The organism is Streptomyces sp. NPDC001922 (assembly GCF_042891165.1).
GTDB lineage: Bacteria > Actinomycetota > Actinomycetes > Streptomycetales > Streptomycetaceae > Streptomyces.
Genome location: NZ_JBIASV010000006.1, coordinates 220,559 through 245,894, shown reverse-complemented (window position 1 = coordinate 245,894; position 25,336 = coordinate 220,559). Strand labels below are relative to the sequence as shown.

22 protein-coding genes are annotated in these 25,336 nt (G+C 71.5%); 18 read left to right on the top strand and 4 right to left on the bottom strand.

Annotated features, from left to right (window positions below):
- Positions 1 to 85 precede the first annotated feature (85 nt).
- The 9 genes from ACFYYR_RS12965 (at position 86) to ACFYYR_RS12925 (ending at position 11,086) form a co-directional block, all read left to right on the top strand.
- On the top strand, positions 86 to 889 hold the full coding sequence (locus ACFYYR_RS12965) for an enhanced serine sensitivity protein SseB C-terminal domain-containing protein (RefSeq protein WP_388851378.1): 804 nt from the start codon (positions 86 to 88) through the stop codon (positions 887 to 889).
- Positions 890 to 1,728: 839 nt separating this feature from the next.
- Positions 1,729 to 2,727, top strand: a complete 999-nt coding sequence (locus tag ACFYYR_RS12960; protein WP_388850885.1) for an ABC transporter permease — start codon at positions 1,729 to 1,731, stop codon at positions 2,725 to 2,727.
- A gap of 115 nt (positions 2,728 to 2,842) precedes the next feature.
- Entirely contained in the window at positions 2,843 to 4,618 is a 1,776-nt protein-coding gene (locus tag ACFYYR_RS12955) for an ABC transporter substrate-binding protein (protein WP_388851374.1), read from the top strand.
- 119 nt (positions 4,619 to 4,737) lie between these two features.
- On the top strand, positions 4,738 to 5,736 hold the full coding sequence (locus ACFYYR_RS12950) for an ABC transporter permease (protein WP_388850882.1): 999 nt from the start codon (positions 4,738 to 4,740) through the stop codon (positions 5,734 to 5,736).
- Complete coding sequence (locus ACFYYR_RS12945) at positions 5,733 to 6,830, top strand: ABC transporter ATP-binding protein (protein WP_388850879.1); 1,098 nt, start codon at positions 5,733 to 5,735, stop codon at positions 6,828 to 6,830. Before ACFYYR_RS12950 ends, ACFYYR_RS12945 begins: the two co-directional genes overlap by 4 nt.
- A gap of 20 nt (positions 6,831 to 6,850) precedes the next feature.
- Entirely contained in the window at positions 6,851 to 8,002 is a 1,152-nt protein-coding gene (locus ACFYYR_RS12940; RefSeq protein ID WP_388850876.1) for an ABC transporter ATP-binding protein, read from the top strand.
- 34 nt (positions 8,003 to 8,036) lie between these two features.
- A complete protein-coding gene (locus ACFYYR_RS12935) occupies positions 8,037 to 8,699 on the top strand; it encodes a trimeric intracellular cation channel family protein (RefSeq protein WP_388850873.1) in 663 nt (220 codons plus the stop codon).
- A 156-nt stretch (positions 8,700 to 8,855) separates the two neighbouring features.
- Complete coding sequence (locus ACFYYR_RS12930) at positions 8,856 to 9,710, top strand: thioesterase family protein (RefSeq protein WP_388850870.1); 855 nt, start codon at positions 8,856 to 8,858, stop codon at positions 9,708 to 9,710.
- 206 nt (positions 9,711 to 9,916) lie between these two features.
- Complete coding sequence (locus ACFYYR_RS12925; protein ID WP_388850867.1) at positions 9,917 to 11,086, top strand: cysteine desulfurase family protein; 1,170 nt, start codon at positions 9,917 to 9,919, stop codon at positions 11,084 to 11,086.
- A 111-nt stretch (positions 11,087 to 11,197) separates the two neighbouring features.
- Here the strand turns inward: ACFYYR_RS12925 and ACFYYR_RS12920 are convergent, their stop codons facing one another.
- The gene (locus ACFYYR_RS12920) at positions 11,198 to 11,839 is read right to left on the bottom strand and encodes an N-acetylmuramoyl-L-alanine amidase (protein ID WP_388850864.1); all 642 of its coding nucleotides are present in this window, start codon (positions 11,837 to 11,839) and stop codon (positions 11,198 to 11,200) included.
- Positions 11,840 to 11,928: 89 nt separating this feature from the next.
- Between ACFYYR_RS12920 and mnmA the strand changes: the two genes are divergently transcribed.
- Positions 11,929 to 13,077, top strand: a complete 1,149-nt coding sequence (gene mnmA / locus ACFYYR_RS12915) for a tRNA 2-thiouridine(34) synthase MnmA (protein WP_388850861.1) — start codon at positions 11,929 to 11,931, stop codon at positions 13,075 to 13,077.
- A gap of 264 nt (positions 13,078 to 13,341) precedes the next feature.
- Entirely contained in the window at positions 13,342 to 13,779 is a 438-nt protein-coding gene (locus ACFYYR_RS12910) for a hypothetical protein (RefSeq protein WP_388850859.1), read from the top strand.
- 170 nt (positions 13,780 to 13,949) lie between these two features.
- Here the strand turns inward: ACFYYR_RS12910 and ACFYYR_RS12905 are convergent, their stop codons facing one another.
- From ACFYYR_RS12905 to ACFYYR_RS12895, 3 genes are all read right to left on the bottom strand, one after another.
- A complete protein-coding gene (locus ACFYYR_RS12905) occupies positions 13,950 to 14,558 on the bottom strand; it encodes a hypothetical protein (protein WP_388850856.1) in 609 nt (202 codons plus the stop codon).
- 215 nt (positions 14,559 to 14,773) lie between these two features.
- A complete protein-coding gene (locus tag ACFYYR_RS12900) occupies positions 14,774 to 15,058 on the bottom strand; it encodes a DUF397 domain-containing protein (RefSeq protein WP_388850853.1) in 285 nt (94 codons plus the stop codon).
- Positions 15,055 to 15,867 carry a Scr1 family TA system antitoxin-like transcriptional regulator gene (locus ACFYYR_RS12895; protein WP_388850851.1) on the bottom strand — a complete coding sequence of 271 codons (813 nt, stop codon included), beginning with the start codon at positions 15,865 to 15,867 and terminating at the stop codon, positions 15,055 to 15,057. Before ACFYYR_RS12895 ends, ACFYYR_RS12900 begins: the two co-directional genes overlap by 4 nt.
- Before the next feature lie 122 nt (positions 15,868 to 15,989).
- Between ACFYYR_RS12895 and ACFYYR_RS12890 the strand changes: the two genes are divergently transcribed.
- From ACFYYR_RS12890 to ACFYYR_RS12860, 7 genes are all read left to right on the top strand, one after another.
- Positions 15,990 to 16,409 (top strand): hypothetical protein, encoded by a 420-nt coding sequence (locus ACFYYR_RS12890; RefSeq protein WP_388850848.1) that lies wholly within the window; start codon positions 15,990 to 15,992, stop codon positions 16,407 to 16,409.
- A 332-nt stretch (positions 16,410 to 16,741) separates the two neighbouring features.
- Positions 16,742 to 17,710 (top strand): ricin-type beta-trefoil lectin domain protein, encoded by a 969-nt coding sequence (locus tag ACFYYR_RS12885; RefSeq protein WP_388850845.1) that lies wholly within the window; start codon positions 16,742 to 16,744, stop codon positions 17,708 to 17,710.
- Positions 17,711 to 17,762: 52 nt separating this feature from the next.
- Entirely contained in the window at positions 17,763 to 18,302 is a 540-nt protein-coding gene (locus ACFYYR_RS12880; RefSeq protein WP_388850842.1) for a TIGR00730 family Rossman fold protein, read from the top strand.
- A gap of 38 nt (positions 18,303 to 18,340) precedes the next feature.
- Complete coding sequence (locus ACFYYR_RS12875; RefSeq protein WP_388850839.1) at positions 18,341 to 19,030, top strand: SDR family oxidoreductase; 690 nt, start codon at positions 18,341 to 18,343, stop codon at positions 19,028 to 19,030.
- A gap of 276 nt (positions 19,031 to 19,306) precedes the next feature.
- Entirely contained in the window at positions 19,307 to 20,263 is a 957-nt protein-coding gene (locus ACFYYR_RS12870; RefSeq protein ID WP_388851371.1) for a methionine synthase, read from the top strand.
- Between the two features lie 31 nt (positions 20,264 to 20,294).
- A complete protein-coding gene (gene ligA, locus ACFYYR_RS12865) occupies positions 20,295 to 22,475 on the top strand; it encodes an NAD-dependent DNA ligase LigA (protein ID WP_388850836.1) in 2,181 nt (726 codons plus the stop codon).
- A 221-nt stretch (positions 22,476 to 22,696) separates the two neighbouring features.
- Positions 22,697 to 24,856, top strand: coding sequence for a putative bifunctional diguanylate cyclase/phosphodiesterase (locus ACFYYR_RS12860; protein ID WP_388850833.1), 2,160 nt, complete (start codon positions 22,697 to 22,699; stop codon positions 24,854 to 24,856).
- Positions 24,857 to 25,336: the final 480 nt, after the last annotated feature.

Below are 25,336 nucleotides of genomic sequence, written 5' to 3'. Positions count from 1 at the left end.
CCGCACAGTGCCGACAGGCCGGAAGAAGGGGCGGAGTCTGGTGAGCGCGGGAGCCAGCGCAGCGGCGGCCGGAGCCGTCGAGCAGATGCTGCGGCAGGTGACGCCCGGGCGGTACGACGCCTATGAGGCCCTGCTGCGCGCCCTTGCCGAGGAGCAGGTCTGGATGCTGCTCTGGCACGGACGGCCCGGATCACCGGACGCCCAGTACGGGAACATGGAGGTCGGCGGGCTGGGTTACGCCCCCTGCGTCACCTCCGCCCAGGAGCTGGCGGCCAGCGGCTGGAACCGTGCCCACGAGGTCGTCACCGGCTGGGAGATCGCGGCGGCCCTCTATCCCGAGCGCTGGGGTCTGTGGCTCAACCCGCACGCCCCGGGCGGCGGCGTCGGCATTCCCTGGGCGGACCTCCGCCGGATCGCCGGCGGGCTGGACCGGCTGCCCGCCGGTCCGCTGCGGCTGTCCGAACCGACCATCGAGATCCCGCAGTTCTACGCGCTGCTGACGCAGAACGCGCACCGCACCCCCGCCGTCCGGGCGCTGCGCCGCGCCTGGGTGCAGCCAGCCCTCGGCGCGCCGTACCTGGCGATCGGCCTGGAGCTGTACGACACGGGCCCGCAGGCGGTGGACTCCGTGCGGGTGATGATGCAGCAGTCGATCGGGGCCGTCCCGGACGGGCTTCCGGTGTCGACGGTCGCGATGTCCGACGAGTACGACCCGGTGGCGACGTGGCTGCGGGCGCACGCCCGGCCGTTCTTCGACCGGGATGCCTACGGCGCGGCGGCGCCGCCCCCGCCCACCGCGCCCGCCCCCGGCTACGGTTACCCGCCCGCGCCCGCCGGCGGTGCCCCGGACGCGCCGGGCTGGCAGGGGCCGGCACCCCGGGCGTACTGACCGCACCGGGCGGGCCGGCCGGGTGTCGTCCGGTCCGTGCCGGCGCGGGCGCGTCCGCCCGGTCCGCGCCTGCCCGGTCCGCGCCTGCCCGGTCCGCCTTGGCCCGGCCTGCCGTTGCCCGGCCGGCGTCCGCCTGAGCTGTGTATGCCTGACCTGCGTCCGCCCGGCCCGCGTCCGCCGGTACCGGCGGGCTGATCGCTGCCCGTCGGCACCGACCGCACCGACCGCCGACCGCACTGACCGCCGCCCGCCCGACGCTCGTCCGCAGGTGCCGTCCGCGCCGCTGCCCCGTCGCTCCCCGAGCCCGACCGCGTCGAGCCCGAACGCGCCGATCCCGACCGCGCCGAACCCGACCGCGCCGAACCCGAACTCCCCGCGCCCGACCGCGCCGAGCCCGAACCCCCCGAACCGGCGGCGGGACTCCGGGACCTGGCGCATTCTGTGCGGCTCGGCACGCTTTTCGGCCCCTCCGCACCTCCCCGGAAGCCCCGGACGGCATCGTTCCGCACGGCTGCCGACTGCCCCCGGGGATGCCATGACGTGCAGCAACTTCGCGTCATATCAAGGGATATGGCCAGGTTCGGGTTCCGCTTGTGCTGTTCTGTTGTTCGGATAACGGAGGATGCCTGGTCACATCACAGTTGCGCATCCATTGCCGGGGAAGTCTGGCGGGGCCTCAGACCGCGATGAAGACTCCCGGCAACGACGCGGCGTCGGCCCTCTGGGACCGCTCCGGAACGTTTTCGTACCACTCGTTCAGCTCGCACCACTGATGTGATCAAGCCGCTCCGGCGGCGGGCGTGGGCCGTTTCATGCGGCCGAGAGGGGTTCCCCAGACGATGACCGCACCACCGCACGACACGAGTGCCGTCGAGACCGCGGCCGTCGACGTCGCCGCCGACGTTCCGGTCACGGCGATCCAGGGACGCTCCCCGTGGCGCATCGCCTGGATCCGGTTGAAACGGGACAAGCTGGCGCTCGCCGGTGGCGTCGTCGTGCTCCTCCTGATCCTGGTCGCGGTGTTCGCGCCGCTCATCGTCGGTCTCCTGGGCCATCCGCCGGACGAGTTCCACGAGGAGAAGATCGACCCGCTGTTCGGCACCCCGTACGGCTCCTGGGGCGGCATCAGCGGCGACTTCCTCTTCGGCGTCGAGCCGGTGAACGGCCGGGACGTGTTCTCCCGCGTGGTCTACGGCGCGCGGATCTCGCTCCTCGTCGCCTTCCTGGCCGCGATGGTCGCGGTCGCCCTCGGCACCGTCTTCGGCGTGGTCGCCGGCTACTTCGGTGGCTGGGTCGACGCGGTGATCAGCCGGGTCATGGACGTGCTGCTCGCCTTCCCGCAGCTCCTCTTCATCATCGCGCTGGTCTCGGTGCTGCCCAACGAGATCCTCGGCGTGTCCGGCAGCGGAGTGCGCATCGGCGCGCTGGTCGTGGTGATCGGCTTCTTCGGCTGGCCGTACGTCGGGCGCATCGTCCGCGGCCAGACCCTCTCGCTGCGCGAGCGGGAGTACGTGGAGGCCGCCCGGAGCCTGGGCGCCGGGCAGATCTACATCCTCTTCCGGGAGCTGCTCCCCAACCTGGTGGCCCCGATCACCGTCTACACGACGCTGATGATCCCCACCAACGTGCTCACCGAGGCCGCGCTCAGCTTCCTCGGTGCGGGCGTCAAGCCGCCCACCTCCTCGTGGGGGCAGATGCTCGACAAGGCGGTGGACACCTATGAGTCGGACCCCACGTTCATGGTGATCCCCGGTCTGGCGATCTTCGTCACGGTGCTGGCGTTCAACCTCTTCGGCGACGGCGTGCGGGACGCGCTGGACCCGAAGGGCTCCCGTTGAGCCCACCGGCACCGACCGCAACGACCCAGCTCAGAACCGCCCCTGCCGATCCGTCGGGCGGCCATTCCACAACAGTCGTCGCCCGGTGGGCCGCGACCCTTACGGAGGTTGCTAGATCGTGAGAACGAACCACGCTTCGAGACGCAGACTGGCCGCCGGCTCAGCCCTCGTCGTCGCCGCCCTCCTGGGCACCGCCGCATGCGGCGGCGGAGGAAAGGACGACGACGCGAAGGGAGGTGCCCCCGGGTTCAACGCCGCCGTCGGCAACATCGCCAAGGCGTCGGCGAAGAAGGGGGGCACCCTCAAATTCATCGGCACCCAGGACGCCGACTCCTGGGACCCGCAGCGCGGCTACTACGGCTTCATGTGGGACTTCGCGCGGTTCTACACGCGTCAGCTCATCTCCTTCAAGACCGCTCCGGGCAAGGCCAGCACCGAGCTGGTGCCGGACATGGCCACCGACACCGGCAAGGTCTCCGCGGACGGCAAGACCTACACCTTCACCCTGCGCGACGACGTGACCTGGGAGGACGGCAAGCCCGTCACCTCGCAGGACATCAAGTACGGCATCGAGCGCATCTGGGCGCAGGACAAGATCTCCGGTGGCCCGATCTACCTTCAGCAGGTCCTCGACCCGAAGAAGGAGTACGCGGGCCCGTACAAGGACAAGAGCAAGGACAAGCTGGGCCTGAAGTCCATCGAGACCCCGGACGAGAAGACGATCGTCTTCAAGCTGCCGAAGGCCAACGGTGACTTCCTCCAGATGCTGGCGATGCCCTCGGCGACGCCGGTGCGGCAGGACAAGGACACCGTGGAGAAGTACGGCCTGAAGCCGTTCTCCAACGGTCCCTACAAGTTCGACTCCTACACCCCCAACAAGGGGATCGCGCTCTCCCGGAACGCCGAGTGGAAGAAGAGCTCGGACCCGATCCGCAAGGCGCTGCCGGACAAGGTCACGGTCAAGCTCACCACCAACGCCGACGACATGGACAACCGGCTGATCGAGGGCGACTACGACCTCGACATCAACGCCACCGGTGTCGGCGCGGCCGGCCGCCAGAAGGCCCTGCGGCAGCACAAGGAGAACCTGGACAACCCGCAGACCGGCTTCATCCGGTACGCGGTGTTCCCGCAGACGGTCAAGCCGTTCGACAACGTTCACTGCCGCAAGGCGGTCATCTACGGCTCCGACCACAAGTCGCTGCAGAACGCCCGTGGCGGCCCGATGGCGGGCGGCGACATCGCCACCAACATGCTGCCGCCGGCGATCAAGGGTTCCGACCCGAAGTACGACCCCTACGGCGTGCTCAAGAACAACGGCGCCGCGGACCTCACGAAGGCGAAGGCCGAGCTCAAGGCCTGCGGCAAGCCCAACGGCTTCAAGACCACCATCGCGGTCCGCAACAACAAGCAGCAGGAGATCGACACCGCGCAGTCGATGCAGGCGTCGCTGAAGAAGATCGGCATCGAGGCCGACGTCGACCAGTACGACGGCGCCCAGAGCTCCGGCATCATCGGCGCACCGAAGAACGTCGACAAGAAGAACTACGGCATCATCATCATGGGCTGGGGCGCCGACTTCCCGTCCGGCCAGGGCTTCTCCCAGCCGCTGGTGGACGGCCGGTTCATCCTCGACAGCGGCAACAACAACTTCTCGATGCTCAAGGACCCGTCGATCGAGAAGCTCTTCGACAAGGGCCTCGCCGAGACCGACCCCGACAAGGCGGCGGACTACTACCGGCAGATCAACGAGAAGGTCTCCGAGCACGCGGTGTACCTGCCGTTCACCTTCGAGAAGAACATCATCTGGCGCAGCTCGCGGCTGACCAACGTGTACACGGCCGACTCGTACAACGGCCGTTACGACTACGCCTCGCTCGGCGTCAAGTGATCACCCGTACGCTTCCCACGGCGCATCGCCGCTAGGCACGAAGGGCAGGTGATGGCCGCGCGCGGCGGCTCGGGGGACCTCTGCGGAGGTCTCCCGGGCCGCCTGCCGGGCCGACTGCAGTGCTCGCATATCTCATCAGGCGGCTGGCCGCCGTTGTCTTGATGCTGCTCGTGGTCACGCTGGTGACGTTCGGCATCTTCTTCATGATCCCGAAGCTGACGGGCAGCGACCCTGCCGCGATGTTCATCGGGAAGCAGGCGGACCCCGCGGCGATCGAGGGCGTCCGGCAGAAGCTCGGCCTGGGTGATCCGATCCTCGTCCAGTTCTGGGAGTTCGTCCGCGGCATCTTCCTCGGCCGCGACTACGTGGGCGGCGGATCCTCCATCCACTGCGCGGCGCCCTGCTTCGGGTACTCGTTCCGCAACGAGCAGGCCATCTGGCCGGTCCTCCTCGACCGCCTGCCGGTCACCCTCTCGCTGGCCGCGGGCGCCTGCGTCCTGTGGCTGCTCGGCGGCGTGACCACCGGCATCGTCTCCGCGCTCAAGCGGGGCTCGCTGCTGGACCGTTCGGCCATGAGCATCGCCCTCGCCGGCGTCTCCCTGCCGATCTACTTCACCGGCCTGCTGTCCCTGGCGATCTTCAGCTACCAGCTCGGCTGGGTCGAGGGCGAGTACGTGGAGTTCACCGAGAGCCCGGGCGGCTGGTTCGGCGGTCTCGTCCTCCCCTGGGTGACCCTCGCCTTCCTGTACGCGGCGATGTACGCCCGGCTCACCCGGGCCACCATGCTCGAGATCCTGGGCGAGGACTACATCCGCACCGCCCGCGCCAAGGGCCTGCGGGAGCCGGTCGTCATCGGCAAGCACGCGCTGCGCTCCACCATGACGCCGATCCTCACGATCCTCGGCATGGACCTCGGCGCGCTGGTCGGCGGCGCGATCCTGACGGAGACCACCTTCAACCTGCCGGGCCTCGGCCAGGCGGCGGTGAAGGCGATCGGCGACCGGGACCTGCCGCTGATCCTCGGCGTGACCCTCATCGCGGCGGCGGCCGTGGTCGTGGCCAACCTCGTCGTGGACCTCCTGTACTCCGTGATCGACCCCCGAGTGAGGCTCTCGTGACGGATATGACCAAGTCCGGCGCCCTCGGCGAGCCGGTCGCCACCGCCTCGCCCGCCGCGGAGGCCTTCCTCGACGTGCGGGATCTGCGGATCCACTTCCCGACCGAGGACGGCCTGGTGAAGTCCGTGGACGGGCTCTCCTTCCAGCTGGAGAAGGGGAAGACGCTCGGCATCGTCGGCGAGTCCGGCTCCGGCAAGTCCGTGACCTCGCTGGGGATCATGGGTCTGCACAAGGTGGGCCAGTACGGCCGGGGACGGGCGCAGATCTCCGGGGAGATCCGGCTGGCCGGGAAGGAACTGCTGTCGGCCGACCCGGAGGAGGTGCGCCGGCTCCGCGGCCGGGAGATGGCGATGATCTTCCAGGACCCGCTGTCCGCGCTGCACCCCTACTACACGATCGGTGCCCAGATCGTGGAGGCCTACCGGGTCCACCACGACGTGGACAAGAAGACCGCCCGCAGGCGCGCGGTCGAGCTGCTGGACCGGGTCGGCATCCCCGAGCCCAAGGCCCGGGTGGACAGCTATCCGCACGAGTTCTCCGGCGGCATGCGGCAGCGCGCGATGATCGCGATGGCGCTGGTCAACAACCCGGAACTGCTCATCGCGGACGAGCCCACGACCGCCCTCGACGTCACCGTCCAGGCGCAGATCCTCGACCTCATCCGGGACCTGCAGAAGGAGTTCGGCTCCGCGGTCATCATCATCACCCACGACCTGGGTGTCGTCGCCGAACTGGCCGACGACATCCTGGTGATGTACGGCGGCCGCTGCGTGGAGCGGGGCCCGGCGGAGAAGGTCTTCTACGAGCCGCAGCACCCCTACACCTGGGGCCTGCTGGGCTCCATGCCGCGGATCGACCGGGAGCAGACCGAGCGGCTCATCCCCGTCCAGGGCTCCCCGCCCAGCCTGATCAACGTCCCCAGCGGCTGCGCCTTCCACCCGCGCTGCCCGTACGCGGACGTGCCGGCCGGGGGCGTCAGCCGCACCGAGCGCCCCGAGCTCCGCGAGGTGGCGAGCGGGCACCACGCGGCCTGCCACATGACGCCGGAGGACCGGACCCGGATCTGGACCGAAGAGATTGCCCCGAAGCTGTGAGCAAGGCAAAGGACGCCGAGATGACGATTCCGGAGCAGGCCGCCGCATCTCCTGAGCCGCTGCTCAAGGTGTCCGGGCTGGTCAAGCACTTCCCGATCAAAAAGGGACTGCTGCAGCGCCAGGTCGGAGCGGTCCAGGCCGTGGACGGTCTCGACTTCGCCGTACGGCCGGGGGAGACCCTGGGCGTGGTGGGCGAGTCGGGCTGCGGGAAGTCGACGATGGGCCGGCTGATCACCCGGCTGCTCGAACCGACCGCGGGAAAGATCGAGTTCGAGGGCAAGGACATCACCCATCTCGGCACCACCGGGATGCGGCCGATGCGCCGCGACGTCCAGATGATCTTCCAGGACCCCTACTCGTCGCTGAACCCGCGGCACACGGTGGGCTCCATCATCGGGGCGCCCTTCCGGCTCCAGGGCGTGGACCCCGACGGCGGGGTGAAGAAGACGGTGCAGGGCCTGCTGGAGCTGGTCGGCCTCAGCCCCGAGCACTACAACCGCTATCCGCACGAGTTCTCCGGCGGCCAGCGGCAGCGCATCGGCATCGCCCGCGCGCTGGCCCTCAAGCCGAAGCTCGTCGTCGCGGACGAGCCGGTCTCCGCGCTGGACGTGTCGATCCAGGCGCAGGTCGTCAACCTGCTGGACGACCTCCAGCAGGAGCTGGGCCTCACCTATGTGATCATCGCGCACGACCTGTCGGTCATCCGGCACGTCTCCGACCGCATCGCGGTGATGTACCTCGGCAAGATCGTGGAGCTCGCCGACCGCACCTCGCTGTACGAGACGCCCATGCACCCCTATACCCGGGCCCTGATGTCCGCGGTGCCTGTGCCCGACCCCCGGCGGCGCACCGAGCGCAACCGCATCCTGCTCAAGGGCGACGTCCCCTCGCCCATCGCGCCGCCGTCCGGCTGCCGCTTCCACACCCGCTGCTGGAAGGCGACCGAGCTCTGCTCGACGCAGGAGCCGCCGCTGGTCCAGCTGCGGACGGGCCACCAGGTGGCCTGCCACCACCCGGAGAACGCCCCCGACCAGGCGCCGGCCGACACCCCGCTGGAGGGCGCCGCCGACGCGATCGGCCTCAGCACGGCTGCCGCCGGCGCGGACGCCGACGGGGACGCCACGGGCCCCGTGCGCGGGAAGAACGTGAGCAAGGAGACCGGCACGGAGTAATGGCCCCGGGGCGGACCGGCGGCATGATGACCGGGTGCTCCTCACCGATCTGTACACCCCCTCCGTCCAGCACTCCCTGGACCTCGTCGGGATCTTCGTCTTCGCGATCTCCGGTGCGCTGCTCGCCGTGCGCAAGAACTTCGACGTGTTCGGCATCGCGGTGCTCGCCGAGGCGACGGCGCTGGGCGGAGGGGTGGTGCGTGACCTGATCATCGGTGCCGTTCCGCCCGCGGCCTTCACCGATCTGGGCTACTTCCTGATGCCGCTGGTGGCGGCGACCTGCGTCTTCTTCCTGCACCCGCAGGTGGAGCGGATCAACGGCGCGGTGCTGGTCTTCGACGCCGCGGGCCTCGGACTGTTCTGCGTGGCGGGCACCACCAAGGCCCACGAGTACGGGCTCGGGCTCACCCAGTCCGCCGTCCTCGGCCTGGTGACCGCGGCGGGCGGCGGTGTGCTCCGCGACGTGCTCGCCAACGAGGTGCCCTCCCTGCTGCGCTGGGACCGCGACCTCTACGCGGTGCCCTGCGTGGTGGGCGCCACGATCACCGCCCTGCTGATCCGCTTCGAGGCGCTGAACGCGCTGAGCAGCGCGAGCGCGGCGGTCATCGCGTTCATGATCCGGATCCTCGCCATGCGCTTCGGCTGGCGCGCGCCCCGCGCCTGGCACCGGCGCTCCGCGGCGGTGGAGGAGGCCTGACCCGGGCCGTGGGGAGGGCCGGGACCCGGCACCACGAGGGGAGGCGCGTCGGTCCGGGCCGCACGGACCGGCCCGCGGGCGCCGGATCCCGGGGCTCCGCTGTGATGTTCAAGACAACAGTACCCGCCGGTAACCTCTCGGTGTACCGTGCAGCGCATGGCACAGGCAGCAGCAGAGGCAACCATCGGCAGCAGCGAATTCGACCGCGATACGGCCGTCGTGCAGCGCGCCCCCGGCGTCTACGACGCCCGGCTGTCCGAGGGCTGGACGATCATCCAGGCGGTCAACGGTGGCTACCTGCTCGCCGTCCTCGGCCGCGCCCTCGGTGAGGCGCTGCCGCACCCGGACCCGTTCACCATCACCGCGCACTACCTGACGGCGTCGACCCCGGGCCCGGCCGAGATCCGCACCGAGACCGTACGGACCGGCCGCACCATGTCCACCGGCACCGCCACCCTGGTGCAGCGGGCCGAGGACGGCTCGGACGTCGAACGCATCCGCGTCACCGCCCACTACGGCGACCTCGCGGCCCTCACCGACGAGGTCCGCACCACGGCGAAGCCCCCGGCCATGCCCCCGTACGAGCAGTGCCTCGGCGCGAACGACGGGCCCGGGGCCAGCGTCATCCCCGGCAGCAGCGCCATCACCGACCGCCTCGACCTGCGGCTGGATCCGGCCACCGCGGGCTGGGCGGTCGGCTCCCCCTCCGGCAACGGCGACATGCGGGCCTGGTTCGGCCTCGCCGACGGCCGCGACCACGACCCGCTCTCGCTGCTGCTCGCCGTGGACGCGCTGCCGCCCACCGCCTTCGAACTCGGCGTCCTCGGCTGGGTCCCCACCGTCGAACTCACCGTGCACGTCCGCTGCCGGCCCGCCCCCGGCCCGCTGCGCGTGGCGATCAGCACCCGCAATCTGGCCGGCGGCTTCCTGGAGGAGGACGCCGAGGTCTGGGACAGCGAGGACCGCCTGGTCGCCCAGTCCCGGCAGCTGGCACGGGTGCTCCAGGTCTGACACGGGCGCTCCGGGCCCGAGGAGCGGGGCGGGCCGGGACGGGTCCGGTGCGCCGGGAACGCGTGCGCCGGGACCGGGCGCGCCGGCCCGCGGTGCGGACGGAAGCGTTCCGCCGGGTCCCCTCCCGGCCGGCCGTCCGCCGGCCGGTCATGAGCCGGTACGCGCCTTAACTCCGCCCCGCCGCGGCTCGTAGAATCGGGGGCACCATGGCCTACCTCGACCACGCCGCCACCACCCCGATGCTCCCGGAGGCGGTGCAGGCGATGACCGCCCGGCTCGCCGTCACGGGCAACGCCTCCTCCCTGCACGCGGCGGGGCGCAGAGCCCGCCGCGCCGTCGAGGAGTCCCGGGAACACCTCGCCGCCGCACTCGGCGCGCGCCCCAGCGAAGTGGTGTTCACCGCGGGCGGCACCGAGTCCGACAACCTCGCGGTGAAGGGCCTCTACTGGTCCCGCCGGGCCGCCGACCCGGCCCGGATCCGCGTCCTGGCCAGCCCCGTCGAACACCACGCGGTGCTGGACGCCGTCGACTGGCTGGCCGAGCACGAGGGCGCGCGCGTCGAGTACCTGCCGGTCGACGGCTACGGCCGGGTCCACCCCGACGCGCTCCGCGACGCCATCGCGCGCGACCCGTCCGATGTCGCCCTGGTGACCGTCATGTGGGCGAACAACGAGATCGGCACCGTCCAGCCGGTCCGGGAACTCGCCGCGGTGGCGGCCGAGTCCGGCATCCCGATGCACGCCGACGCGGTCCAGGCGTTCGGGCAGCTGCCCCTCGACTTCGCCGCTTCCGGCCTCGCCGCCATGACGGTTTCCGGCCACAAGATCGGCGGCCCGTACGGCATCGGCGCCCTGCTGCTCGGCCGGTCCCAGGCCCCCGTACCGCTGCTGCACGGCGGCGGCCAGGAGCGTCAGGTGCGGTCCGGCACCCTCGACGTGCCCTCCGTCGCCGGATTCGCCGCCGCCGCCCGGCACGCCGCGGAGCACCAGCCCGTCTTCGCGCGGGAGATCGGCGCGCTGCGCGACAAGCTGATCGCCTCGGTCCTGGCCGCCGCCCCCGACGCGATCCTGGGCGGCGACCCCGACCCGGACGGCCGGCTCCCCGCCAACGCGCACTTCTCCTTCCCCGGCTGCGAGGGCGACTCCCTGCTCCTCCTCCTGGACGCCCAGGGCATCGAGTGCTCCACCGGCTCCGCCTGCACCGCGGGCGTCGCCCAGCCCAGCCACGTCCTGCTCGCCACCGGCAGCGACCCGGACCTGGCCCGCGGCACGCTGCGCTTCTCCCTCGGGCACACCTCGACGGAGGCCGACATCGACGAGCTGGCGGCAGCGATCGGCCCGGCGGTGGAACGGGCCCGGAACGCCGGCCTGAGCTGACGCCCCTCCCGGTCACTGAGGCCGCCGGAACCAGCCGCGGGACCGGATCCGCCGCGGGAGCCGGAACCGCCGGCAGACGGCTCGAGCAGGCAGCGGGGGCGGCCCCAGGCCTCAGACCTGCCGCACCAGCTTCAGATAGCGGTCCCAGTCCCAGTGCGGCCCTGGACAGGTGTGGTCGGTGCCCGGCACCTCCACATGCCCCACGATGTGCTCGCGGTCCTTGGGTATGCCGTACCGCTCGCAGATCCCCGCGGTCAGCTGCGCCGACGAGCGGTACATGACATCGGTGAAGAACTCCGGCCGGTCCACCCAGCCCTCGTGCTCGATCCCGATGCTCCGCTCGTTGTACGCGCGGTTGCCCGCGTGGAACGCCACGTCCAGCTCGCGGATCATCTGCGCCACATGGCCGTCCTTCGAGCGCACCACGTAGTGCGCGGCGGCGCCGTGACCGGGGTCCTTGAAGACCTTCAGGGTGAGCGGATAGGTGGCCTGCGGGACATGGATCACCACCCGGTCGATTCCGTAGTCGGCCGGCCGGTCGGCCCTCCGCCAGTTCGCGTCGGACGCCGGTGTCCACTCGGCGCCGCGGTGATCGAGCTCGCCCGGTCTGCGTGGTTTGTCGTTCCCCGGGAGCCGCCACCACAGCCGGGACAGGGAGTCCGACGCGAGGTACCCCGCCGTGCCCAGGACGGCCGCACCGCCTCCGACCAGCACCGCACGCCGGCCGACCACCCCTCGGGACCGCTCTTCCATCCCGCCCCTGCCTTCCCGGAGGCCCTCCCGGCCACCGGTTCGACAACGGCTGCGGACACGCGTCTGGTTCCCCTTACCCTGGTAGAGCTATGAACGACTTTCCCGGTGCTCCCTCCGGCCCCCGCGACGGCGGCCGCCTCCGTGTCCTCGCCGCCATGTCCGGCGGTGTCGACTCCGCGGTGGCCGCCGCCCGCGCCGCCGAGGCCGGCCACGACGTCACCGGCGTCCACCTGGCCCTCTCCGCGAACCCGAAGTCCTTCCGCACCGGGGCCCGCGGCTGCTGCACGATCGAGGACTCCCACGACGCCCGCCGGGCCGCCGACGTCATCGGCATCCCCTTCTACGTCTGGGACCTCGCCGAGCGCTTCCGCCAGGACGTCGTCGAGGACTTCGTCAACGAGTACGCGGCCGGCCGGACCCCCAACCCCTGCCTGCGCTGCAACGAGAAGATCAAGTTCGCCGCGCTGCTCGACAAGGCGCTGGCGCTGGGCTTCGACGCGGTGTGCACGGGCCACTACGCGACCGTCGTCGTGACCGAGGACGGCTCCCGCGAGCTGCACCGGGCCTCCGACATGGCCAAGGACCAGTCCTACGTCCTCGGCGTGCTCGACGAGAAGCAGCTCGCCCACGCCCTCTTCCCGCTGGGCGACACCCTCACCACCAAGGACGAGATCCGCGCCGAGGCCGAGCGCCGCGGCCTGGCCGTCGCGAAGAAGCCGGACAGCCACGACATCTGCTTCATCGCCGACGGCGACACCCAGGGCTTCCTGGCGAAGCACCTCGGCACCTCCGAGGGCGACATCGTCGACGAGGACGGCACCCGGCTCGGCAGCCACAGCGGCGCGTACGGCTTCACCATCGGCCAGCGCAAGGGGCTGCGCCTCGGCGTCCCGGCCGCCGACGGCAAGCCGCGCTACGTCCTGGACATCTCCCCGGTGAACAACACCGTCACCGTCGGCCCCTCCGACGCCCTCGACGTGAGCGGCCTGACCGCGATCAGGCCCCGCTGGTGCGGCACCGCCCCCACCGGCCCCGGCCGCTACACCGCGCAGCTCCGCGCCCACGGCGGCGAGACCGAGGTGACGGCCGAGCCGGCCGACGGGGAGCTGCGGGTCACCTTCGCCGAGCCGGTCCGCGGGGTGGCCCCGGGCCAGGCGATCGTGCTGTACGACGGCACCCGCGTGGTCGGCTCGGCGACGATCGCCACCACCGAGCGGACGAAGGCCACGGCGGGCTGAGGCTCCGGCGGGCCGCTGCCCGCCCGTCCCACGAGCGGTCCTCCCGCGACCGGCCGCTTCCACGAGCGGCCCCTTCCACGAACAGTCGTCCGGAGCTCGGGATTCTGGTTGTGCGGATATCGGTGGGATATCGGTCATGCCGGCAAGGATCGCGTCATTCCGTCGCAGCGAAGATCAACGGGCCTTATTCTGCTGTGTGTTGTGGATCCGGCGCAGACCCACGGGGGGTGCAGGCCGGAACCACAGAAACGGGAGGAACAACAAATGAAGAAGGCTCTGAAGGGCCTGAGCGTCGGCTCGGTCGCGCTCGCCTGCGTGCTGATGTCCGGAACCGAGGCCCTGGCGGCCGATGGCCACGGCGCCCGCTACGGCGGCTGCCGCAACTACATCAAGGTCTGGCGCAGCGGCAGCAAGGTCGTCGCACAGGGGAAGATGGTCTGCAACCAGCGGGTCAGCATTCTGCGTCCGAGCGCAGCGCTCTCCTCGTACAAGAACGGCGACCTCAAGGACTACACAGGCGGTGGCCTGAACGGCTGTCACCACGCCAGGAAGTGCTACTCCAAGAAGGTCTCGTTGAAGGCCCACAGGGGCTGGAAGTACCGCGGCACCAACATCGGCACGGCGTCCCTCGCCGGGCCGAACCAGGGCGACATGGTGTGGCCCAGGCGGACCCACGCCAATGTCTGGTACAAGGTCCGCTGACCTGCGCCGACCGGCACCGCTGACGAGCTGCGGGCGGCCGGCGGATTGCCGCCGGTGACCTGACCACCCGGTGTGCGGGGGCTCGCGGAGCTTCCGCCTGCCCCTCATGTGGCTGTCGTCCCTTCGGGGCGGCAGCCACACGGCGTTCCACGGCCCGGGCCGGTCGCCGGTCAACGCCTGCGGCGCAGCCCTGCGCAGCACACCACCGCAGCGGTCAGCCCGAAGAGCCCCGCGGTGAACCACGCGTCCTCCGACGTGTGCGAGGCACCGGGACGGTCCGGCAGGCGCGGCGCCAGCATCCCGAAGGGGTCCTGGCGGAGCGTCACGCGGTCCGGGCGCTCGAAGGAATCGGAACAGTTCTCCTGCGGGCCGAGCTCGTACATCGTGTGATTGCCGCCGGTCTCCACCACGGTGCAGTGCGGGTGTTCGCCCCGCCACTCCACCCCCGTGACGACCACCGGGGAGCGGACCCCGAACTCCTCCATGTACAGCCCGTAGAGCCCGGTCCCCGCGCAGAGCCCGAGGACGAGGCCCAGGACGGCGACGAGCAGGGCAGCCCACCTGCGGCGCCAGACCCCGCCGACCAGCACGACGGTGGTGGCGAGGGTCGCCAGGGCGACCACGGCGCCGCAGAGATTGGTCGCCGGATGCGGGAACTCGCCGAGCACCGAGGCCGTGGCGAACCCGGCCGGCAGGAGGAGGGCCCACACCAGTGAGTTGAGGAGACTCGGGGGAGCGTCCGGGATGTCAACGGTCTTCTCCGGTACGGAGGATGACACGGTCCCTGCTGGTCGCACCCGGTTTCCCCTCGGTCGTGTGCGGGTCGAAATCCAGCATGCACGACGGGACGCGAGCGGCAGCGTGCGGGGGGACGTGAACCGGCCGTACCCGGGCGGTGCTTGAAGGAGCGTCACCCGCGAAAACAGCATGCGAAAGGCCCCGCTGGGAGGGTGCTGCTCCTCGTGCGGGGCCTGTGGCGCGGTTCCGGGCCGGATCAGTCGGCCGATGTTTCCCGTTGTCGGGCGGCGTAGTCGAGGAAGGCCGACCAGGCGTCGGGGGTGAAGGTCAGGGCGGGCCCGGAGCGGTCCTTGGAGTCCCGTACGTGCACGGCTCCGGGGCAGGTGGCGACCTCCACGCACTGACCGCCGTCGCTGCCGCTGTGGCTGGACGTGCGCCACTCGATGGCGATCTCGATGCACTCACCCCCGTCGCTCCCGCTGTAGCTGCTCTTGAACCACATGAGGTCGGCTGAACTGCGCAGTGCGCGTTCGGTGTTCATGATCCTCCTGCCAATGAGCGCTCGATGTGCTCGGTCGACTCCTCCGGGGAGAGGGCCTGCGAACGGATGATCCCATAGCGGTGGGTGATGACACTGACCTCTTCGGGCTTCGAGACGAAGTAGCTGCCGCGTTGCCCTTCGACATAGGCGATGGTCCGGTGGTCGGGTGTTTCCAGCAGTGTCATGGGACCGTCGAGCCCGGCGTGCGTCTCCCGGCTGTCGGGCATGACCTGCAACACCACGTGCGGCAGGGCTGCGCAGGTGAGCAGGTGGCGCAGCTGGCCGTCCCGCACCGTGAGGCCGCCGATCGTTCTCCGTAGGACCGACTCTTCCAGCACGAAGGTCAGCCTGGCGGGCGGCCGTCGTGTCAGTAATTTGCGCTCCATGCGGGCTTGGACCGCGCGTTCGACGTCTTCTTCGTCCAAGGCAGGGCAGCGTGACCGGAACACCGCCCGGGCGTACTCCTCCGTCTGTAAGAGCCCGTGCAGCACATGAGTGCTGTAGACATGCAGCGCCAGCGCCTCCGCCTCCAGCTGCACGTACTCCTGCGCCCAGTGCGGGTGGTCCTCCCGTTCCATGTGCGGGGCCAGCACCGCCAGCATGCCGTTCGCGCCCAGCGCCTCGTCCACGCGCTCGATGTAGGCCGGCTGTGGGGAGCGTTCGCCGCGTTCCACCATCGCGATCAGTGAGTCGGAATAGGTAATGCGTTGCGCAAGTTCCTTTTGCGTCAAACCGCGACGCTCTCTGAGGAATCGTGACTGGATTCCGAAGATGTGAAGGCTGGACGGTGGTTGATCCTGTCGGGTCATGGGGACTTCCTCGCTGACGCCGGTCGTACCGGATTGCACCAACCACACAACAGGCCCGTATCGCCGCACCCGTTGTGCGATGTCGTTGACCACGCTAGGGACGCGGCGAAAGCGTTGTCGGCATGACCGAGAACGACCCCACGTTTCAGCGACCCGCCCCCGTACCCGGCCCCGCGTCAGCCCCTCCTGTCGTTCCCATCTCCGCTCCCGCCCTGGCCGGTGGCCTGCGGCTGCTTCCCTGGCCCACTCCGGACGGCAGGCCGTGTTATCTCTCCTCCGACGGAAACGGCCGGGTGGCCGAACTCGCGGACCGTGTCGAGGAAATGCAGCTGAGGACCGGAGGGGAAATTCTCGGGCACGCTCGACGGATGCTCTCCGACCCTGCCGTGCCGACCCGCGAATTTCGCTTCCTGTCCGCCCGGCTCGCGGAGGCCCTGCATGACGCCCTCCGCATTTCGGAAAGTCGCGGCATGCGCATCGGGCAGGAAGGCATTACCGACGGAAACATCTCCCGCGAGACTGTGTACGGAATGCGTGACTGAGTATCCGGATTGCGATTTTCGCAGGTGAGCGCCGTGGTGTGAGTGCGGCGCCACGACAGGGCTGTCGATGTCGCAAGACCCTGGACTTTGGCTGTGGTTGGGCGTCAGGATGGGGCAAGTCATCGCTTGACAGCGTCCTGCCGGTGCCCCAAGGATGGCGGCGCCTTAGGGTTCAGTTGTCGTTCCTGTCCAACAGTCTGTGACGAGAAGCCCACATGACATCCGGCTGTCTTTTTTGTAACTCCTCGAATCCCGAGGGTGAGTGCCAGAACTGCGGGAGTATTGACGGGCTGTCTAATTCCCCGGTGAAGTCGTCCGCAACGGTTTCCGTTGTGCCGGGAAACTCTCCGGTCTTCCTGCCGGATGCTCGAATCCCGTTGGATCCGGCGGTCGTTGACGCCTTCGACGAAAGATCCGGCAGCACGGAGGGGGAGGAGCGGAACGCCACCTCCGGGCAGGCCGCCGCCCCGCCCCCGGCCGGCTGGGCACGGTGGACCGCCCGGTGGGGACTCCCCGCGTTCCGCCCCGGACGGCAGCAGGACAGGCAGCGCGACCCGTCCGGCGAACGCTCCGACCCGTTCTCGGACCGCCTGGTGGGCGCAGGCCCCGCCGTCATGATCTGCATCAGCATCGCCGTGCTCTCGGTGCTGGTCGTCCTCTCCGTGTCCGAGCCCCCCTCGACGGAGGAGGAACCGGTCGCGGCGTGGCCGCGGAAGGCGGCACCGCCCTCGTTCGGCAACGACGCCGTCCCGACCACCGAGGAGAGCCCTTCCGACCGGCCCGACGACAAGAAGAAGCCGTCGAAGTCGGCCGAGCCCACGCCGTCGCCCACCCCGAAGCCCACCCGGCACAAGAAGCCCGGGCCCCCCGCCCCCTCGGCCCCGCCGCGCACCGAGCGCGGCGCCCTCGCCTATCTGAACGCGGCGTCCAGCCACTGCCTGGACCTCCGGTACGGATACCGCGACCCCGGCACCCAGCTGCAGATCTACAACTGCCACGGGTCGGAGAACCAGCAGTTCACCTACACGGAGACGGGCGAGTTCCGGGTCTTCGAGGACCTCTGCATGACCTCCACCAACGGCGCGCAGCGCGGCTCCCCGGTGGTGGCCGACCCCTGCGACGGCGGCTCCGCACAGCAGTGGCACACCGAGGCCGACGGCACGGTGCGGCAGGCGGGCCTCTGTCTCGACGTCCTCAACGCCGGGCGGGACCCGGAGACCCCCGTCCAGCTGTGGGACTGCGGGACCGCTGAGAACCAGCGCTGGCTGCCGACCGTCCTCCGCCAGGGACAGGTCTACTGACGGCCGGAAAGACGGGTACGGTTCCGGCCTCGCCCGACCTAGGGTGAGGGCCATGAACATCTGCGTCTTCTGTTCCGCGGAGAACCTCGACGAGCGGTACACCCGCCCCGCCCGCGAGTTCGCGCGGCTCATGGGGAAGGGCGGCCACACCCTGGTGTGGGGCGGGTCGGAGTCCGGGCTCATGAAGGTCATGGCCGACGGGGTGGAGGCCGCGGGCGGCCGGCTGACCGGCGTCTCCGTGAGGTTCCTGGCGCACCTGGCGCGGACCGGGGTCGACGAGATGGTGGTCACCAAAGACCTCGCCGAACGCAAGGCGGAACTGCTCGCCCGCGCCGACGCAGTCGTGATCATGGTGGGCGGCATGGGCACGCTCGACGAGGCCACCGAGATCCTGGAACTGAAGAAGCACGGGCTGCACGACAAGCCGGTGGTGCTGCTCAACGCCGCCGGGTTCTACGACGGGCTGCGGCAGCAGTTCCAGCGGATGGACGCGGAGGGCTTCCTGCCGCGCCCCCTCTCCGAGCTGGTCTTCTTCGCCGAGGACGGCGCGGAGGTGCTCGCCCGCCTGGAGGAGACCGTCGGCTCGGGGTGAGGCGGGCGGCAGGCCCGCGGTGAGGCAAGCTGGGGGGCATGACTGCACACCTGATCACCGGCGCCGGGTCCGGCATCGGCGCCGCCGTCGTCGACCGGCTGGCCGAGCGGGGCGACGAGCTGTGGCTGCTGGCGCGCGACGCGGGCCGGGCCAAGGAGCTGGAGAGCCGGTTCCCCGGCGCCCGCACGGTCGTCGGAGACCTCGCGACCCCGGAGAAGCTCTCCTGGGCGCTCAGCCACCAGGCCCTGCCCGACCGCCTCGACTCACTGGTGCACAGCGCGGGCGTGGTGGACCTCGGCAGCATCGCCGACCTCACCCCGAAGACCTGGAACGCGCAGCTCGCCGCCAACCTGGTCGCCCCCGCCGAGCTGACCCGGCTGCTGCTGCCCCAACTCCGGGCCGCCCGCGGCCAGGTGGTGTTCGTGAACTCCGGCGCCGGGCTGCGCACCAACCCCCAGTGGGGTGCCTACGCCGCCAGCAAGCACGGCCTCAGGGCGCTGGCCGACGCCCTGCGCGCCGAGGAGCACGACAACGGCGTCCGCGTCACCTCCGTCTACCCCGGCCGGACCTCCACCCCCATGCAGGCCAAGGTCCACCAGCAGGAGGGCAAGGAGTACGAGGAGGCCCGCTGGATGGACCCGGCGTCGGTGGCCCGGACGGTGCTGACCGCACTGGACCTGCCGCGGGACGCGGAGATCACCGACCTGTCGGTGCGGCCGGGCGCCTGACCCGATCCGGTCCGGTCCGGCCGGCGGACCGGGGCGCGGCGGCGGAAGCGCGCCCCGGAACCGGCCGGACCGGGCGCGGGGGCGCAGGCAGGGTCCGGTCCGCCCCGGACTCCGCCGCCCGACGGGACGCGTCACCCTGCCGCCCGGACCGCCCGGCAGGCGATCACGGCTGCTCGGCCGGGGAATTCCCGGGGCGGCCGTTCCCGTACGCTTCCCGACGTGAGTACGGAGACCAAGTTCGCACTGCCCGCCGGCTCGGCCACCGGGGTCGGCTCCATGCCCGGGACGGACGCGCGGGAGGCCGCGAAGACCGTCACCGGATCCCTGGAGACCTTCCCGTACCTGCCGGAGCTCCCCGCGCGCGGTCCCGGCGCCGACATGATCGGCCGCACCGCCGGGCTGCTGGTCGAGATGTACGCGCGGGTGGAGCCCAGCGGCTGGCGGTTCGGCGACCGGCCCGGCCGCGACACCCGGCGCGCCTGGGCCTGGCTGCGCGAGGACCTGGACGCCCTGGAGGAGTTCACCCAGGGCTACGAGGGGCCCCTCAAGGTGCAGGCGGTCGGCCCGTGGACGCTGGCCACCGCCCTGGAGCTGAAGAACGGCGAGGCCGCCCTCGCCGACCCGGGCGCCTGCCGTGACCTGGCCGGATCCCTGGCCGAGGGGCTGCGGGCACACCTCGCGGAGGTGCGCCGCCGGGTGCCCGGCGCCGAGGTGGTGCTGCAGCTCGACGAGCCGTCGCTGATCTCCGTGCTGCGCGGCAGCGTCAAGTCGGCCAGCGGCTACCGCACGCACCGGGCCGTGGACCGCGCCGTCGTCGAGGGAGCGCTCCGCGACGTCCTGGCCGCTGCCGGCGGCAGCCCCACCGTGGTCCACTCGTGCGCCCCCGGCGTGCCGTTCGCGCTGCTGCGGCGGGCCGGAGCGGCGGGCATCTCGTTCGACGCCGGCCTGCTCACCGAGCGTGACGACGAGTCGATCGGGGAGGCGGCGGAGGCCGGTACCAAGCTGTTCGCCGGAGTCGTCCCGGGCACGGACGCGGCATTGTCCGACCCTGCCGGTAGCGTCATGGGTGTCAGGACGCTGTGGCGCAGGCTGGGGCTGTCACCGGCGACTCTTCCCGAGTCCGTGGTGGTCACCCCGTCGTGCGGTCTGGCGGGCGCCTCACCGGCGTACGCCCGGGCCGCGCTCGCCCACTGCGTCCGGGCGGCGAGATCACTCGCAGACAACCCTGAGTGACGACACTCGCGGACTACGGGAGGACGAGACGGTGGCTGGCGAACAGGCGGCAGTGCCCGCGGAGATCCGGGACCAGCACCAGCAGCTGGCGGAGCAGGTCGAGGAGCACCGCTTCCGGTACTACGTGAAGGACGCCCCGGTCGTCAGCGACGCGGAGTTCGACCGGCTGCTGCGGTCCCTGGAGGCCCTGGAGGAGCAGTACTCGGAGCTGCGCACCCCGGACTCGCCCACCCAGAAGGTCGCGGGCGCGTACGAGACCGAGTTCACCGCCGTCGAGCACCGCGAGCGGATGCTCAGCCTGGACAACGCCTTCGACGACGAGGAGCTGGCGGGCTGGGCCGACCGGATCGCCCGCGAACTGAGCGGCACGGAGCACCACTTCCTGTGCGAGCTGAAGGTGGACGGGCTCGCCGTCAACCTCACCTACGAGCACGGCCGGCTGACCCGCGCCGCCACCCGCGGCGACGGGCGCACCGGTGAGGACATCACGCCCAACGTCCGCACCATCGCCGACATCCCGGAGCGGCTCAGCGGGGAGCGCATCCCGGCCCTGGTGGAGATCCGGGGCGAGGTGTTCTTCCCCATGGAGGGCTTCCTCGAGCTGAACGCCCGTCTGGTGGAGGCGGGCAAGCCGCCGTTCGCCAACCCGCGCAACGCCGCGGCCGGTTCGCTGCGCCAGAAGGACCCCAAGGTCACCGCCACCCGGCCGCTGCACATGGTGGTGCACGGCATCGGCGCCCGGGAGGGCTTCGACATCGCCCGCCTCTCCGAGGCGTACGGCCTGCTGCGCGAGTGGGGCCTGCCGACCTCCCGGCACAACAAGGTCGTGACCTCCCTCGACGCCGTCCGGAAGTTCATCGGCTCCTACGCCGGCGAGGCCCGGCACTCCGTGGAGCACGAGATCGACGGCGTGGTCGTCAAGCTGGACGAGATCCCGCTCCAGGGCCGGCTGGGATCCACCTCGCGGGCACCGCGCTGGGCGATTGCCTGGAAGTACCCGCCGGAGGAGGTCAACACCAAGCTGGTGGACATCCGGGTGGGCGTGGGGCGCACCGGCCGCGTCACCCCGTACGCGGTGGTGGAGCCGGTGACGGTGGCCGGCTCCGAGGTCGAGTTCGCCACCCTGCACAACCAGGACGTGGTCAAGGCCAAGGGCGTGCTGATCGGGGACACCGTCGTGCTGCGCAAGGCGGGCGACGTCATCCCCGAGATCCTCGGCCCGGTGGTGGACCTGCGGGACGGCGGCGAGCGGGAGTTCGCCATGCCGGCCGTCTGCCCGGACTGCGGCACGGCGCTGCGCCCCATGAAGGAGGGCGATGTCGACCTGCGCTGCCCCAACGCCCGTTCCTGCCCGGCCCAGTTGCGGGAGCGGGTCTTCTACCTCGCCGGCCGCAAGTGCCTGGACATCGAGAACTTCGGCTATGTGGTGGCCTCGGCGCTGACCCAGCCGCTGGAGCCCGCCGAGCCGCCGCTGCGGGACGAGGGGGACCTCTTCGACCTGACGGTGGAGAAGCTGCTGCCCATCCGCTCCTACGTGCTGGACCCGGACTCGGGGCTGCCCAAGCGGGACCCGAAGACGGGTGAGGAGAAGGTCGTCACCCTCTTCGCCAACCAGGACGGCGAGCCGCGGAAGAACACCCTCGCCATGCTGGAGCACATCGAGGCGGCCAAGCAGCGCCCGCTGGCCCGGGTCATCACCGGGCTGTCCATCCGGCACGTCGGTCCGGTGGCGGCGGAGGCGCTGGCCAGGGAGTTCGGCTCGGTGGACCGGATCGCCCGGGCCGACGAGGCGGAGCTCGCCGCGGTCGAGGGCGTGGGGCCGACCATCGCCGCGTCGGTGAAGCAGTGGTTCGCCGAGGACTGGCACCGGGAGATCATCGAGAAGTGGCGGGCCGCCGGTGTCCGGCTGGAGGAGGAGGGCGGCGAGGAGCGCGGCCCCCGCCCGCTCGACGGCCTCACCGTCGTCGTCACCGGCACCCTGGAGTCGTACACCAGAGATGGCGCGAAAGAGGCGTTGCAGAGCCGTGGCGCCAAGGTGACCGGTTCCGTTTCCAAGAAGACCAGCTTCGTTGTCGTAGGTGACAACCCCGGATCGAAGTACGACAAGGCAATCCAGTTGAAGGTGCCGGTCCTCAATGACGAGGGCTTTTCCGTGCTGCTCGAACAAGGCCCCGACGCGGCGCGGGAGACGGCCGAGGTGTCACCCGAATAGCCGTCGGGCATCACCCGTTCGGTGCATATCAGATGCATCCGGTTGCCCCGGCCGCATTCGGGCAACCGCTGCGGATCGCTGCCCCTTCCAGCCTTCTCCGGCCTACTGTTGAGGTGTGCGCCTGCCGTGCACGGCTGCGTGGTGGGACCTCAGACGTGGTGGCATCGGAAGGAGATGCCACCGACGTGGCGTTGGCACCGCCGGCTGTGAGAGGGACGGGAATGAAACCGACCGAGAGCGCCGAACCGGTGTCACGGCTGCGCCGGTTCACCGCACCGGTGAGGATGTCGGTCGCCGCAACCGTCGTGGCCGGGCTCGCCCTGGCCACCGGCGTCGCCCGCGTGCTCGCCGAGGGGCACGCGCTCTTCCCGGGCGGCGTCGTCGGCTGGTCGCTGGCGCTGCTCACCGGCGTCATCGTCGGCCACCTCGTCGCTCTCGGCCGGGACCGCTGGTGGGGCGGCACCGGCTCCGGGGCCGCCCTCACCCTCGCCGTCCTGCTGCTCTACGGCTGGCTGCCCGCCGTGCTGGTCAGCCTGGCCGTCGTGGTCCTGGTCAGCGCCGCGCGCCGGCACCGCTGGCGGCAGGGCGTGCTGCACGGGGCGGCGGACATCCTCGGCCTCGGCGTGGCCGGCCTGGTCCTCGCAGCGTTCGGCACCGTCCCCACGGTGGAGCAGCCCTGGCAGCCGGCCACCTGGACCTTGCCGGCGCTGCCCGAGGTGGTGCTGGCGGCCCTCGGCTACCTCGTCGTGACCCGGGTGCTGCTCTGGTACTGCACGGCTCCGAACGCCGGCCGGCTGCCCACCGTCGCCCGAACGGCCCTGGCCCGCCAGGGACTCGTCGCAGTTGCGCTGCTGGGCATCGCCCCCCTCATCTGTGTCGTGGCCACCACCATGCCCTCGGTGCTGCCGCTGTTCGCGGTGCCGCTGGTCGCCCTGGACTCCACCCTGTGGATCGCCCGCGCCCGCGCCGAGGAACAGCTCCGTGACCCGCTCACCGGGCTGCCGAACCGCCAGTGGCTGCTGGAGAGCGCCTGGGCCGCCCTGGACGACGCGGAACGGCTCGGCACCCGGTCCGCCCTGGTGCTGATCGACCTCGACCGGTTCCGATCGGTCAACGACACCCTCGGGCACCTGGCGGGGGACCGGCTGCTGCTGCAGATCGCCGAACGGCTCCGGGCCGCCCTGCCGCACACCGCCGGGCCCGCCCGCCTCGGCGGCGACGAGTTCGCCGTCCTGCTGCCCACCGTCGACTCCACGACCAGCGCCCAGCAGGTGGCCCGCCAGCTCGTCGCCGAGCTCGGCTCACCGCTGAACCTCGACGGCCTGACCCTCGTCCTGGAGGCCAGCGCCGGCGTCGCCGTCTTCCCCGACCACGCCCTGGACGCCGAGGGCCTGCTCCGCCGCGCCGACGTGGCGATGTACCAGGCCAAGCGGGACCGCAGCGGCGTCGAGGTCTACGAGGCGAAGCGCGACGGCAACACCCCCGACCGCCTCGGTCTCCTCGGCGACCTGCGCCGCGCCCTCGACGCGGGCGATGTCGAACTGCACTACCAGCCCAAGGTCGGCTTCGACGGCCGGGTGAACGGCCTGGAGGCGCTGGTCCGCTGGGTGCACCCGGAGCGCGGCCGGGTCAGCCCGGACGAGTTCATCGCCATCGCCGAGTCCTCCGGCCTGATGCCGCACCTCACCGAGTACGTCCTGGAGACCGCCCTCGGCCAGGTCGCGCGCTGGCGGGCGGCCGGTATCGAGGTGCCGGTCGCGGTGAACGTCTCACCGCGCGACGTGCACAGCCCCGGCTTCGCCGGCGCGGTCGCCGCCCGGCTCGCCCGGCACGGCGTCCCGCCCTCCGCCCTCCAGCTGGAGATCACCGAACACGTCCTGCTGGAGGACCCGCAGCGCGCGGCCGACGCCCTGGCCGGCCTCACCGGGCACGGGGTCAAGATGTCCCTCGACGACTTCGGCACCGGCTACTCCTCGCTGGTCCACCTGCGGCGCCTGCCGGTCAGCGAGCTCAAGATCGACCGCTCGTTCGTGGCCCGGCTCGCGGTGGACAACGAGGACGCCGAGATCGTCCGCTGCACCATCGACCTCGCGCACTCCCTCGGACTGCTGGTCGTCGCGGAGGGCGTCGAGGACGACGAGACCTGGGAGCGGCTCCGCGACCTCGGCTGCGACGCCGTCCAGGGCTGGCTGGTCGCCGCGGCCATGCCACCGGACGAGACCACCGCGTGGCTCCGGCTCCGCAGCAAACACGGCTGGCGCCGCCCCACCCGGGCCCTGGACCCCCCACCCCGCCCCGCCCTCACCACCACCCCACCCCCCGAACCCCAGCACCACACCCCCGAGGAATCCCCCCGCCCGTCGAGCCAACCGGTGAACTGACCCCATCTCCCCCGCCAGCAAACGGACGGCCCCACGCACCCCAGGCGAACCCAGGGAGCCGACGGGCGGAGGAACTACGCCGGAGCTGCCCCGCGCACAAGGCCCTCGGGCGGCCGGGCGAACGCAGGGGCGCGGAGCCGCAGGGCGAGGCGAACGAAGCGGCGCGGTGCCACCGGCGCGGCTGGGACGTGGATGGGGGCAGCAGGGCGAGGTGAACGAAGAGGCGCGAGGCGCCACCGGCCCGGTGGTCCGGACGCAAGGAGGTAGGGACGGCGCAGGGGTGGGTGAACGCAAGGGGGTGGGGGCGCAGGGGTGGGGGGTTCTGGAAGCTGCCGTGTATTTGTGGGCCCCCAGGGCCCGTAAATATACGTTCCGGAACCCCCCCCCCCCGGGGCCCCCCCCCCCCCACCCCCCCCCCCCCCCCCCCCCAACAACCCCCCCCCCCCCCCCCCCCCCCCCCCCCCCCCCGGGGGGCCCGGC